The 12,651-nt window shown below is 66.5% G+C and carries 12 protein-coding genes; 5 read left to right on the top strand and 7 right to left on the bottom strand.

Annotated features, from left to right (window positions below; translation table 11 throughout):
* Positions 1–20: 20 nt before the first annotated feature.
* The 3 genes from AC1M2K_RS06645 to AC1M2K_RS06635 all read right to left on the bottom strand — a co-directional run bounded on the left by AC1M2K_RS06645 (position 21) and on the right by AC1M2K_RS06635 (position 3,923).
* A complete protein-coding gene (locus AC1M2K_RS06645) occupies positions 21–1,850 on the bottom strand; it encodes a class I mannose-6-phosphate isomerase (protein ID WP_480240335.1) in 1,830 nt (609 codons plus the stop codon).
* Positions 1,847–2,785: an ROK family protein gene (locus tag AC1M2K_RS06640; RefSeq protein WP_480240334.1), complete on the bottom strand. Its 939-nt coding sequence runs from the start codon at positions 2,783–2,785 to the stop codon at positions 1,847–1,849. The genes AC1M2K_RS06645 and AC1M2K_RS06640 overlap by 4 nt, the downstream gene beginning before the upstream one ends.
* A 106-nt stretch (positions 2,786–2,891) precedes the next feature.
* Positions 2,892–3,923 carry a LacI family DNA-binding transcriptional regulator gene (locus tag AC1M2K_RS06635; RefSeq protein WP_480240333.1) on the bottom strand — a complete coding sequence of 344 codons (1,032 nt, stop codon included), beginning with the start codon at positions 3,921–3,923 and terminating at the stop codon, positions 2,892–2,894.
* A 187-nt stretch (positions 3,924–4,110) separates the two neighbouring features.
* On the opposite strand from AC1M2K_RS06635, the gene AC1M2K_RS06630 reads away from it, so the two are divergent.
* Positions 4,111–5,265, top strand: a complete 1,155-nt coding sequence (locus tag AC1M2K_RS06630) for a DUF4185 domain-containing protein (protein WP_480240332.1) — start codon at positions 4,111–4,113, stop codon at positions 5,263–5,265.
* 163 nt (positions 5,266–5,428) lie between these two features.
* Here AC1M2K_RS06630 and AC1M2K_RS06625 read toward each other — a convergent pair whose 3' ends face one another.
* From AC1M2K_RS06625 to AC1M2K_RS06615, 3 genes are all read right to left on the bottom strand, one after another.
* Positions 5,429–6,235: a DarT ssDNA thymidine ADP-ribosyltransferase family protein gene (locus tag AC1M2K_RS06625; protein ID WP_480240331.1), complete on the bottom strand. Its 807-nt coding sequence runs from the start codon at positions 6,233–6,235 to the stop codon at positions 5,429–5,431.
* A 333-nt stretch (positions 6,236–6,568) separates the two neighbouring features.
* A complete protein-coding gene (locus AC1M2K_RS06620) occupies positions 6,569–8,113 on the bottom strand; it encodes a deoxyguanosinetriphosphate triphosphohydrolase family protein (RefSeq protein ID WP_480238810.1) in 1,545 nt (514 codons plus the stop codon).
* Positions 8,114–8,249: 136 nt separating this feature from the next.
* Positions 8,250–9,323 carry an alkene reductase gene (locus AC1M2K_RS06615; RefSeq protein ID WP_480240330.1) on the bottom strand — a complete coding sequence of 358 codons (1,074 nt, stop codon included), beginning with the start codon at positions 9,321–9,323 and terminating at the stop codon, positions 8,250–8,252.
* Between the two features lie 236 nt (positions 9,324–9,559).
* On the opposite strand from AC1M2K_RS06615, the gene AC1M2K_RS06610 reads away from it, so the two are divergent.
* The 4 genes from AC1M2K_RS06610 (at position 9,560) to AC1M2K_RS06595 (ending at position 11,697) form a co-directional block, all read left to right on the top strand.
* On the top strand, positions 9,560–10,153 hold the full coding sequence (locus AC1M2K_RS06610; protein ID WP_480240329.1) for a molybdopterin-dependent oxidoreductase: 594 nt from the start codon (positions 9,560–9,562) through the stop codon (positions 10,151–10,153).
* Complete coding sequence (locus tag AC1M2K_RS06605) at positions 10,150–10,884, top strand: FAD-binding oxidoreductase (protein ID WP_480240328.1); 735 nt, start codon at positions 10,150–10,152, stop codon at positions 10,882–10,884. Before AC1M2K_RS06610 ends, AC1M2K_RS06605 begins: the two co-directional genes overlap by 4 nt.
* Complete coding sequence (locus AC1M2K_RS06600; protein ID WP_480240327.1) at positions 10,884–11,156, top strand: DUF6510 family protein; 273 nt, start codon at positions 10,884–10,886, stop codon at positions 11,154–11,156. The genes AC1M2K_RS06605 and AC1M2K_RS06600 overlap by 1 nt, the downstream gene beginning before the upstream one ends.
* A 97-nt stretch (positions 11,157–11,253) precedes the next feature.
* Positions 11,254–11,697, top strand: coding sequence for a bleomycin resistance protein (locus AC1M2K_RS06595; protein ID WP_480240326.1), 444 nt, complete (start codon positions 11,254–11,256; stop codon positions 11,695–11,697).
* Between the two features lie 18 nt (positions 11,698–11,715).
* Here the strand turns inward: AC1M2K_RS06595 and AC1M2K_RS06590 are convergent, their stop codons facing one another.
* Complete coding sequence (locus AC1M2K_RS06590) at positions 11,716–12,606, bottom strand: TM2 domain-containing protein (RefSeq protein ID WP_480240325.1); 891 nt, start codon at positions 12,604–12,606, stop codon at positions 11,716–11,718.
* Between the last annotated feature and the right edge of the window lie 45 nt (positions 12,607–12,651).

Here is a 12,651-nt window from a genome sequence, read left to right as displayed (position 1 = left end):
CCTTGTCCTTGTGCTGTGTGTTACTCGGGTGAGGTGGTGAGAAGTGCGGTGTCGTTGTCCCTCGTGCCGCGCACGAAAGCCTTGACGGTGGCGAATGACTCACTCTTCGAGTCAGCCGTTCGCCGGATCAGGTACGGCCCGACGTTCGCGGGCACGATGAAGGTCTCGGCGTAGTGGATCCGGTACGGCGCGAACGCGCCGGTCGGACTCACGACCTCGACCTGGTCTCCCTCGACGAGGTTGAGGACGTTGACCGTCCCCTCCGTGTCGTGGGCAGCTTCGGTGTCGAACCAGTGGCGGCGCACCTCGATGAATTCGAGGGCGTGCAGGCCGGTCCGTTCTTCGGTGACCTCGTCGGTCTGGGAGAGGACTTCGACCTGGTCGAGCAGGTTCTCCTGAACCCATTCGGTGTCGCGGTCCCACTGGATGTTCCTGCCACCGTGTTCGAGGTGGACAGGACGCGGGATGCCGTCGAGTCCGAGGCGACCCCAGTCCCAGAGCTTGAAGGTGAAGATGAACGGGGTTGCCGAGATCTCGAGCACCATCGAGTCGGATCCGGAGCAGTGCACCGTTCCGGCCGGGATGGAGAAGTGGTCATGCTTCTTCGCCGGGATCATGTTGACGTACTTCTCGGCGTCGAACGGATGCTGTCCGTCTGTCGCCGCCCACAGGTCGTCGAGCATCTCCTGCGGGTCCGTGCCGGTCTTCGTGCCGAGGTAGACGACGGCGTCGTCGGAGGCATCGAGCAGGTAATAGCTCTCGTCCTGCGTGTAGTGCATGCCGAACTTGTCCTGGATGTAGTTCGTCAGCGGGTGCACCTGAAGCGACAGGTTTCCGCCGCCCATGGTGTCGAGCAGGTCGAACCGGATCGGGAACTCGGCGCCGAAGCGCGCGAAGGTCTTGTCGCCGAGGAGGGCACGCGGCTCGGCGAGCACGAGGTCCATGGCCGGGATCTCGACGACTTTGCCGTCGGCCTCGAGCAGGAGCGAGTTCTCCTCGGGCACGCAGTCGAAGCACCACGCGTAGTTGCGCGCGGACTCGTCGAGCGCCATCTTGTCCTTCATCCACTGCCCGCCCCAGACACCCGGGTCGAAGAACGGAACGACACGGAGCGGACCTGAGGTGGACTGGCGGAGCGCGGAACGGAACGCCGTGCCGGTGATCATGCCTGCGGCATCCGTCGCTGCTGTTCCCCCGATGGCGTTGCCGTCGAGCACGAAGTCGAGAGTGGCGAACAGTTCGAGCTTGTGCCGGTCGGCCACGCGCCATTCGACGAAGAAGCCGCGCTTGTACTTGCGCAGGTTGTCTTCGCCGGCGTTGTCGCAACGCCAGTTCGTGGCGCCTGCACGCTGCCGCTGCTGGAGTTCCCAGCGTGCCATGTCGACGAGGACGGTGGCGTCGGCATCCGGTGCGGCGAGAGCGGCACCCCAGCCGACGACAACAGTGGGGCTCTGCGTGGAACGGATGTCGTCGCCGACGGCCGCGAGGCGCTCGGCGTCGTAGAACACGTCGAGGGTGGCGTGGCTGATGACCCCGAACACCCGGTCGTCGGTGAGGTTGTGGGCGATGCGCTGGTCGATCTCGGCGATCGGGAGGGCAGCGGCGGTCTCGACGTCGATGATCCGGTAGTCGGGAAGCCCGGTGCGAAGCTGCTCGACGAGTTCGGGGAGGTCGACGCCGGGGTAGGTGTCGACGACGACGACGGGCGCTCTCGTTCCCGCTGACGCCGTCGCGCTCTCGTGCACGGCCTGCCAGGCGGCCGCGCCCGAGAGCACGGACTCCCCCGCGGCAAGCGGGATCGTCGGCTGCTTGACGTAACCGGACTGGTGGGTGTGGTGCGGAGGGGTCATCGTGCGTGCTCCTGGTCGGTGGCGTTCCTGGCGATGACCGAGAGGCCTCGCAGGACGGAAAGTTCGGGGTTCGCCGGGGTGACGATGTCTGGGCGGTGGGCCGAGGACCACAGGTGCTCGTTCACGTAGGCGGTGAGGGCGGGCAGAACGACGTCGCTGGAGCGCATCACTCCCCCGGAGATGATGACGACGTCGGGGTCGTATGCGTGGCAGAGCGACACGATCGTTGCGCCCCAGACCCGGAGGAAGCGGGCGAGAACGTCGGATGCCACGGCGTCGCCGGCCTGGGCGGCCTCGATGATCTCGCGGATGCCGATGGTCTCCGTCGCGGCAAGGCTGGAAGACGCGGCATCCGGGTGGGCGAGCACGGCGGCGCCTGCGGCCCACGTGCTGGCCAGCGATTCGGCGCACCCGATGTTGCCGCACGGGCACGCCGGAGCGTCGATGTCGACAGTGACGTGGCCGCCGAGGATGCCAGCGTGGTCGTGGGCGCCGCGCAGAAGGGATCCGTCGATGAGGGCGGCAGTGCCGATCCCGGTCCCGAGGGTGACGGCGACGGCATCCGTCGCTCCTGCGGCGACCCCGTAGGTGGTCTCGCCGAGCAGGGCCGCCCTGGCGTCGTTCTCGATGCCGGCGGGAACGCCGAAGGCCGTGCTGGCCCAGTCGCGCATGTCGCGGTCGCCGAGGTAGCCGTACTTGCCGTGAGCGGCGACCATTTGGCCGGTGCGCTGGTTGACGACTCCAGGGAGGGCGATGCCGATCGAGGAGATCGGTGCGCCTGCAGCGGCGACGAGTTCGCGGCCGATGCGTTCGGCCTCGGTCAGGTCTGCGGAGGTGCCGGAGACCCGGAATTCGCGGGACGCGAGGACCTCACCGTCGGAGAGAAGACCGGTTTTGACGGCGGTGCCGCCGAAGTCGAAACAGAGCTCGGTCATTCTTCCCTCCTCGTTGTGGGTGTCGGTACGGTTGGTAACGTTACCATGCAACAAACGGATCGCGCAACCGGCTTTCGCGGACCGTGGTTCTGCGGTTCTTTCGGGGTCAGTTACCCGCGACGGCGAGCGTGACCGGCATTTCGACCGTGCGCGCCGTGCCCGGATCGGCCGTGCCGCTGAGCCGGGCGAAGAGCATGGTGGCAGCCTCCCTGCCGAGTTGCCTGGCATCGTGTTCGAGCACGGCGACGGGCACGGGCATGAGCTCGGAGAGCTCGAAGTTGTCGAAGCTGACGAGGGTGGGCAGGTCAGCGGCGTCGGCGCCGGCACGCATCCGGCGGCCGATCTCCTTGAGGGCACCGATGGTATTCCGGTTGTTGGCACCGAAGACCGCCGTGGGAGGCTCCGGCAGGTCGAGCAGCCGCTCCATGGCCGCCCGCGCGGTGTCGACATCCTGTTGGCCACGCTGGATCAGTTCGGGGTCCGGGACGATCCCGCGTTCAGCCAGCGCCCGCTCGAAACCGGCGAACCGGCGTTGTCCGGTGAAGACGGACAGCACGTTTCCGAGGTAGCCGATGCGCTTGTGGCCGGCGTCGAGGAGCCAGCTGGTCCCCCGGTACGCCCCGCCGACGTCGTCGAGCAGGACGGTGTCGACGTCGAGTCCGTAGACGCGGCGCGAGGCCAGCACGATCGGCGTATCCCCCAGCCGTTCCGGCTGCAGGTGTTCGGATGCCCCGCCGGACGGGACAAGGACGAGACCCTCGACCTGGCGCCCGATGAAGTCGGCGATGAGCTGCTTCTCACGCCCGCCGTCCTCGTTCGTGTTGCCGAGGACGATCCGCTTGCCGTGCTGCGCAGCGACCTCTTCGATGCCCAGGGCGACATTGCTGTAGTACGGGTTGGCGAGGTTGGTGATGGCCACGCCGATCAGGCCGCTGGCCTGGCCGGGGCGCAGGCTCCTGGCATTCTCGTTCCGGAAGTAGCCGAGCGACTTCACCGCGTCGAGCACGCGTTCCTGCACGTCGGGCCGCACGTTGAGGCCACCGGCGAGTGTGCGGGAAACGGTCATCGGGCTGACGCCGGCCTGGAGGGCGACCTGCTTGATCGTGGGCTGGCGGGCAGGCTTGGCAGAACCGGTCACGATGTGCCTCCCTTTCTGCCCGATATCGCGGCGATCTCACGGTACTACCGCGGGGCATCCGGTCGTGACCCTAGGCAGACCCGGCTCTGAATGTTACTCTCGCCATTGGTAACGTTAACAGACACGGGCGAGCAGGGCTATCCCGCCGGCTCCATGCCCGGCCAACTCGATGGAGAGTGACCATTTCATGAGACGAACCACGACCCCCGCGCCCAGCCGGAGGGCTCGGGCAGCGACCATCGCCGCCGGCCTCGGGCTGCTGATCACGATGGTGACGGTCCCCGCGACCGCCGCAGGAGCATCCACGATCGCACCGGAGACCGGCAAGCACTGCACGCCGCGGATCTCGGCCAGCGTCGACACCGAGCTCACCGAGAAATTCGGGGAGTACGGCGACACGGCCGGCCGCTGGACCGGCGCCGACTCGGCATACAGCGTGAAGCTGCCGGGCGGAAAGATCGCCTGGATCTACTCCGACACGTTCCTCGGCACCGTGAACGCCGACCATTCGCGGCCGCTCGACTCGCCGTTCATCCACAACTCGATCATCGTCGACGACCACGGGACGCTGACCACATACACCGGTGGGACGGCGGATGCTCCTGAGTCCCTCGTCCACGTCGAGGGCGGGAACGAGGCGCAGAACTGGTACTGGTTCGGCGACGCTACCGTCGAGGGCGAGCACCTGCGGGTGATGCTGCTCGAGTTCGAGAAGACCGGGCCGGGCAACTTCGACTTCGCGTTCGCCGGCACGGCCATCGCCTCGTTCTCGCTGAGCGACATGTCGCTCGAGGGCGTCACGATCCTGCCGGACAGCCCGGTGCAGTGGGCATCCGCGATCTATGAGGACGGCACGTACACCTACGTCTACGGCGTCGAGGACCTGCAGTCGCAGAAGTTCGCGCACCTGGCACGCGTTCGCAGCGGCCAGCTGACGACGGGTGCATGGGAGTACCTGGGGGAGTCGGGCTGGGTCAGCGACCCGAACGGTTCGAAGCGCATCCTCGAAGGTGTCGCCAACGAGTTCAGCGTGACGAAGTTCCAGGGTCGGTACACGCTCGTCACCGGGGATGCCACGGAGATCCTCAGCTCGAAGATCGTGATGTACCGCAGTACGTCACTCACGGGTCCGTTCGAGGGCAAGACGGTGCTGTACTCCACGCCTGAGACCAACGGCAACGTGTTCACCTACAACGCGAAGGCGCACCCGGAGCTCGGCAACGGCCACACGCTGAACATCAGCTACAACGTCAACAGCTTCGACACGAACGACGTCTACACCGACGTCGACAACTACCGTCCGCGGTACGTCAACGTGTCGGCGAAGCTGCCGAACTGCTGATCTGAGCACGACTGCGAAGGCCCCTCGTTGCTGCTTCGGCAGTAGCGGGGGGCTTTTGCGTGCGATACGCGCCCTCGGCTCGAGTCGCCACAAACGGTCGCTCATTGCCTCCAGGGAGGACCGAATGCGGCAAATCGAGCATCCCGAACCGCCGAACGCGGGACTACTCGACGGCCTCGAACCAGGGCGTGTACGCCGCGACCTTCGTCGCATACGGGGTGGGCGCCAGCATCCGCTTGACCTGTTCGCGCACCGTGACGTTCGCGACACCGATGAGGGCGATCTTCTCCACGGGAACCTGTCCGGCGACGAGGACCTCTGCCTCGAGGATCGCCTCCGACTGCTCGTCGGCGCGCAGCTTGCGCAGCATCCGTTCGGCGCTGGCGGGGTTCGCCGCGAAGGGGGTGAGCGAACCGGCCGCGTCACCGTCTGCGACGACGACGTTCGACAGGGTGGATGCTTCGACGACGCTCGCGGCGCCGATCGTGGTGACGAGCACGACGAAGTCGTTGACGGCGAGAGCCGAGACGTCCTTCGACAGCCGGTAGTCGGGCTTGCCCGAACGGATGCTCCGCCACAGGCTCGCATCCGGCGAGAGGAAGAACGGAACGAACGAGGCGACCGGCGATTCCTGCTGACCGGCGACGAACACGGTCTTCCGTGCCTCGCGGTTGGCGGGGGAGGAGATGTCGACGACCGGGGTGGCGGCATCCGCCAGCAGGCTGCCGGTCTCGAGGATCCCCGGCAGGTTGCTGATGTGGGTCACGTGGTAGAGGCGGAGTTCGCCGGCGTTGAACGGTGGCAGCTTGGCGGCAGGGGCGGTGACCTTTGCGGTGCCTGGCGTGCGGGCAGGGGCACGGACGCGACCGACGCGCTTCGCGGGCTCTTTCGCCTCGATGACCGGGGCGGGCTTCGGGAAGCAGGTATCGCAGAATCCCTGCTCGAATCCATGCTTACATTCGTCGCTCACGGCAGAACCTCTCAGTGCGTGGCGTCTCCCCAGCTCCCGACTGCCGGAAGTGCCACCTCTCTACGTTACGTTCATTTGCTGCGAGTCGTTTACCGTCGGGCGATTTTGCTCCCGCTTCTACGGCGCCAGATCAGGAGATTTCGCGATTCGCAGGAGATTTCGCCGTATTCGGTCCTGATAACCGTGTGATCTCCTGAGCATCGTGCGAGCGCACCAGCCGAGGCAAGGAACCCGGAGGGCTGTCCCGAAGTTCGGAGATTTCTCTCCAAACCGCCGAATCGGGCTCGTTCATCTCCTCATCGACGCGAATCTCCGAAGTTACGTACAGAGGGCCTACAGGCTCCGCCCCGACTCCCACAGGTTGTCGGACGTGCCACTGATCAGCGTCGCGACCGACATGGCCTGGGCATCCGTGAACGAGGCGATGTAGTCGACGACCGCACGGCTCTTGCCGAGCCGGGTCAGGTCGGCTTCGCCCGTTCCGACGCCGGCGACCACGAGGTACTCGGGCGCGTTGTCGCGCAACTGCCGGTACTCCTCGGTCGCTGCCTCGACCGAGTCGAGCAGCCTGCGGGGCGCGCGGGCGGCATCCGCCGGGTCGTTCAGCCAGGAGTGGAAGCCGTCGGCCAGTGTCTCGATCACGCGCGCCTGACCGCGCTGGTACACGGCGAGGTCGGACCGGTCGAGCACGAACCGGGTGTGCACGAACTTCAGCACGATCACGTCGTGCCAGGCCTGGCGGCTCAGCCGCACATGTCCGCTGCGGATGTTGGGATCGCGTTCGACCCGGATGCTCCCCTTGAGCCGGTCGATCCACCTCCGCGTGAAGGCGGCGACGGCACGATCGGCATCCAGTCCGCCGTCGTAGGGGATGGTGAGCAGGCCCTCGACGAGATCCGTGGTGACGCGTTCGACCGAGTTGCGGAAGGCATCCGGGTCGGCGATCCAGGCATCCTTCTCCTGCACCTTGCGCCACGCCGCCTCGAGCGAGTGGCCCGGGCGACGGAAGGCCAGCTCGGTGTCGTCGAGCTCTGCCAGCTTGGTCTGCGCGGCCAGCCAGCCGTTCAGTTCTGAGGACACGGCCGTGTACTGCAGCACCCCCGCGCGATAGAAGTCGTCGAGGTCGTGCACGGAGTACGCGATGTCGTCGGCGATATCCATCACCGAGCATTCGAGCGTCTGCTGGTGCGTGCCGATCGCAGGGAACACCGAGAGCACGTCAGCCATCTCGAGCGCATCGATCGAGTATGCCGAGAACTTCAGGGCTCCGGATGTCACGTCGGTCCCGACTCCGCGGGGCAGCTGCTCGGCCGGCCGGGGCGGCATCGCGCGCCACTCGTTGCGCGTCCACGGGTACTTCAGCACTGCGGCGCGGACGGCCTTGGTGAGGTTGAGGCCGCGCGGGGTGGCGTCGCAGCTGTCGAGCGCGGTGAGGATGCGGAAGGTCTGGGCGTTGCCCTCGAAACCGTCGGGCAGGCCGAGGCGTTCGCGGGCCACGCGGTCGAGCACCTGTTCACCGAGGTGGCCGAACGGCGGGTGGCCGAGGTCGTGGGCAGCTGCGGCCGCCTGCACGACGACGGGGTCGCATCCGCCGAGGTCGTCGACGATGCTGCGCACGTTGTCTGAGGCGTCGCGGAAGCCGACCGCGATCGAACGGGCGACCGCCGACACCTTCAGCGAATGCGTGAGCCGGTTGTGTACGATCGTGCCGGAGCCGGCCTGCGGGATCACCTGGGTGACCGCGGAGAGCCGCGTGAAGTAGGGCGAGAACCGGATGCGCTCGACGTCGACGCGGAACTCGTCCTCATCGTCGGTGTGCGGTTCGGGGAGGTTGCGGTCGCGTCCGCCCTCGGTGTGGGACTTCGGGTAGCTCAGCATGGTGTCGCCAGCCTACCGAGGCCCCGCGCGCTGGTGCGCCCCCACCTACTCACGCGTTCCGGACGAACTCACCAGGTACACCAGGTGAGCAGGTCCGGAACGGGTGAGTGAGTGCGCAAATCGCGGGGGTGCGACCTTACGCGGAGTGCCGCGGGTAGTCGGTGTACCCCTCGGCGCCCGCCGCGTAGAACGTCGCCGCGTTCGGCTCATTCAGCGGGTGTTCGTTCTGCCAGCGCTCGACGAGGTCGGGGTTCGCGAGGGCCAGGCGGCCGACCGCGACGGCATCCGCGTGGGAGTCGTCGATGAGGCCGACGGCCTCGTCGCGCGTGGTGATGGAGCTGAACCCGCTGTTCGTGATGAGCGCCCCGCCGAAGCGGCTGCGCAGGTTCTGCACGAGCTCGCCGGTCGGTTCGTGGTGCAGCACGCTGAGGTACGACAGTCCGAGCGGCGCGAGTGCGTCGACGAGGATGCCGTAGGTGGCGGCGACGTCCGTGGCATCCGTTTCGAGAACGTCCTGGATGTTGTGCGACGGCGACAGGCGGATGCCGACGCGTCCGGCTCCGATTTCGGCAGCGATCGCTTCGGTCACCTCGATGACGAAGCGGGCTCGATTCTCGGGGGATCCGCCGTACTGGTCGTCGCGCTGGTTGGAGGCGGGGGAGAGGAACTGGTGCAGCAGGTAGCCGTTGGCCGAGTGGACCTCGACACCGTCGAGTCCGGCGTCGATGGCGTTGCGGGCAGCGGCAACGAACTCGTCGCGGATGGTGGCGAGCTCGTCGATGGTCAGCGCGTGCGGTACCGGGAACGGCAGCTTGCCTTCCGGCGTGTGCACGTCGCCCTGGATGGCGATGGCCGACGGGGCGACGATGCGCTCGGTGCCGGTGATCGCGGTGTGCGAGACGCGGCCGCCGTTCATGATCTGCATGACGATGCGCCCACCGTCGACGTGGACGGCATCGGCGACGCGGCGCCATCCTTCGGTCTGCTCGGCGGTGACGATGCCGGGCTGGCCGGGGTACGACCGGGATTCAGCGCTCGGGTACGTGCCCTCGGTGATGATCAGGCCCAGGCCTGCTCGCTGTGCGTAGTGCTCGACGACGAGATCGCCCGGAACGCCCTCAGCGCTTGAGCGCATGCGGGTGAGCGGGGCCATGACGACGCGGTTCGGCAGGTGGAGATCTCCGAGGGTGACGGGCGAGAACAAATCCATGTGGCGGATGCCTTTCTGTGGCGGATGCCGCCGGACGGCGACCCCCGGGGGAACGCGCGTTCGCATCGCGCTATTCCGCACCCGCTGCTCGCGAGATCGCAATTGAGCACCCAAAACGGGCCCGTGATCGGGTTTTGGGTGCTCAACTGCCATCTCGCGGAATCCGCCCCGAACCTCTGGACATCACGGTGCGCCGAGTGCTTGGCTGTGTGGACGTGCTCGAGTGAGGAGTTCCGATGGCATTGATCACCAGAGGCTTCCGCGGCCGCCCTCGTTCCGAGGATGATCGCATCCCGCCCGGCCAGACACAGGTGCAGGACTGGCCGGTGCTCAGCGCCGGGGCGACGCCGCACATCTCGACCGACGAATTCCGCTTCACGGTGCGGGCCGAAGACGGCACCGACTACACCTGGGACTGGGACGAGTTGCACGCGCTGGGCGTCGAGGAATTCACCATCGACATCCACTGCGTCACCCACTGGTCGAAGCTGGGGATGCGCTGGCGTGGGGTGCCGCTGGATGCCATCTTCGCCGAGGTGGACACCCGCCAGAACTTCACGATGGCCCACTCCTACGGCGGATACACGACGAACGTGCCCCTGCGCGACATGCTCGACGGAAAGGCATGGATCGCCTTCGAAGCCGACGGCGCCCCGCTCACCCCTGAGCACGGCGGTCCGGCCCGGTTGCTCGTGCCGCATCTCTACTTCTGGAAGTCCGCCAAGTGGATCCGCGGCCTCACGATGATGCCGACAGACGACGCAGGGTTCTGGGAGGAGCGCGGGTACCATCTGCGTGGCGACCCATGGCTCGAGGAACGCTATTCATGACGTTCGCGGCGACGTGGCACATCGGAACGGTGGTCACGGCGGAGCAGCTCACGCCGAACGCCCGGCTCATCACACTCGACGTTCCGACCTGGCCGGGGAACGACGGTGGGCAACACATAGACATCAGGCTCACTGCCGAGGACGGCTACCAGGCCAGCCGGTCGTACTCCCTGGCCTCGGCGGGAGCAGGAACCCGGATCGAACTCGCCGTCGATCGAGTGGTCGACGGCGAAGTCTCGCCCTTTCTTGTCGATGACCTCCGCGCCGGTGACCAGCTCGAGATCCAGGGTCCGCTCGGCGGATGGTTCGTGTGGAAACCCGGCCCCGATCCGCGACCGGTCCAGTTGATCGCCGGGGGCTCTGGCGTCGTTCCGTTCATCGGGATGCTCCGCGCTCACGCCGCCGCCGCGAGCGCCACTCCCATGCACCTGCTTTATGGCCTGAGGTCACCTGACGATCTCTTCTTCAGGGACGAGCTGCAACGCATCCCGTCGGAGAATCCGTCGGCGGTCGTTCAGCTGGCCTTCTCACGTCGGACCCCCGACGACTGGCCGGGCCCTCCGGGCCGCATCTCACTCAAGCTGCTCGCCGAGCGGACGCTCCGGCCTGCGGAACGGCCCCGGCTCTTCGTCTGCGGGTCGACCGGTTTCGTCGAGACGGTGCTCACCTGGCTGATCGAACTCGGTCACCCGGCCAAAGACATCCACGCCGAGCGTTTTGGAGGAATCTGATGGTGGCTTCCGATCATCTTGACGGCAACGTCATCGCCGGGCTGCTCGCCGAAGTCCTCGCTGTCGAACCGACCACGACGATCGCCGTCTGTAATTCGTGTGGCGATGAGGCGGTGCTCGCACAGAGCACGGTCGTCATCAACAAGCCCGACACCACGGTGAGGTGCTCCCACTGCGACGACGTCCTGTTCGTCATCGTCGCCACCGAGACCGAGCAGACGCTCATTTTCAGCGGCCTCCGACTGCTCAGGATGCCCCGGCCCGCGTCGTGACGGCGTTTCGGGAGGACATTCAGGGGGTCGATCGTCCATAGGTGGACAGACTCCCGGATTTTCCTCCGGAAACCACGACACATCCATACTGAGAGATATGAAACACCCCCTGGACAACCCCGCGCCGCCGTCGCCGAGCCTCGTGCCCGAACTGCTCATCACTGATCTCGCGACGAGTCTCGAATTCTGGGTGGACCTCTGTGGATTCGAGGTGCTCTACGGCCGGGCCGACGAGGGTTTCGCCTATCTGCACCTGGGATCGGCGCACGTCATGCTCGACCAGATTGCGGTCGGTCGGGACTGGGTCACAGACACCCTGGAGCATCCCCTCGGCCGGGGAGTGAACTTCGAGATCACGGTCCCGGCCATCGACCCGCTCCTGGGGCGCCTCGCAGCATCCGGCATTCCGCTCTTCATGGATCCGGAGACCAAGTGGTACGACAGGGGTGACTCGGAGATCGGCGTGAGGCAGTTCCTCGTGCAGGATCCGGACGGCTACCTGCTCCGCTTCAGCACGTCGCTCGGCGAGCGCGCGAAGTAGGGCGTTCTGGGTGGCGAACTACAGCACCTCGATCTTGCGCACCTCGAAGAATGGGACAGTCACGGTTTCCGCCGCTTCAGTTTCGTAGCTGTAGCTTCCAGAGTTCCCAACCCACATCTTCACCGTGTCGCCTTCGACGACCGCATCCAGCACGGGGCAGTTGTACGTGGCGTCGCCACCGAAGACCATCACGTCTGTCGGGTAGTCCCACACGGTTGCCATAACAGTCGGGGCGGTGGCGGCGAGGAACGAACACGGACCGCTCGCGTCATCGAACTGCCAGATGTTGCCGTAGACGATGAAGTTCTGTCCGTAGGCCGCGTCGGGGTCCTCGACCAGGACTGCGTAGTCCTCCGCAGAGATCTCCGTGTAGGTGCTTGGATCCTCCACAACCGACGGCTGTGCCGCGTCGACGACCTCCTCGTCCTGGGCGATGTCGTCTTCGACAGGAACCTGGGCAGGAGCATTGTCTTCGGCGACGGCCGCGGCGACGCTGGTCGCGGCCGCGAGACCCGCGGTGAAGCCGCTGATACTTCCGGTGATGGTCCCCAGCACGATCACGATCGCTGTGACGATCCAGGCGACCTTCTTGTTCTGGTCGTACCCGACGAGCGGGCGCCCACGCTTGTCTCGCGTTGCGCCGACGAGCACCAGGATCAGGTCGATGAGAACCCAAAGCCCCAGTCCGCCGAGGGTAAAGAGCTTGAGCAGACCCGTTCCCACCTTGCCCAGGTAGAAGCGGTCGACGCCCCAGACGCCCAGAAGCCAGGCCAGGAGCCAGGTGGCGATGAATGACTTGCCTTCTCCGACGGGAGCAACCGGCGTGTAGCCGCGCTGCGGCTGACCGTATTCAGACGAAGCGTGCTGATAGGGCTCCGGCGCCGGCGAAACGCCGTTGGGGTCGGTCATGAAACTCCAGAATGTGGTGCTGTGAAAGGAGTCGGCCGACGTCAG

This window comes from Mycetocola sp. Y171 (assembly GCF_056713165.1).
The sequence above is the reverse complement of the archived record's forward strand: the minus strand, read 5'-3'. Positions and strand labels throughout refer to the sequence as shown.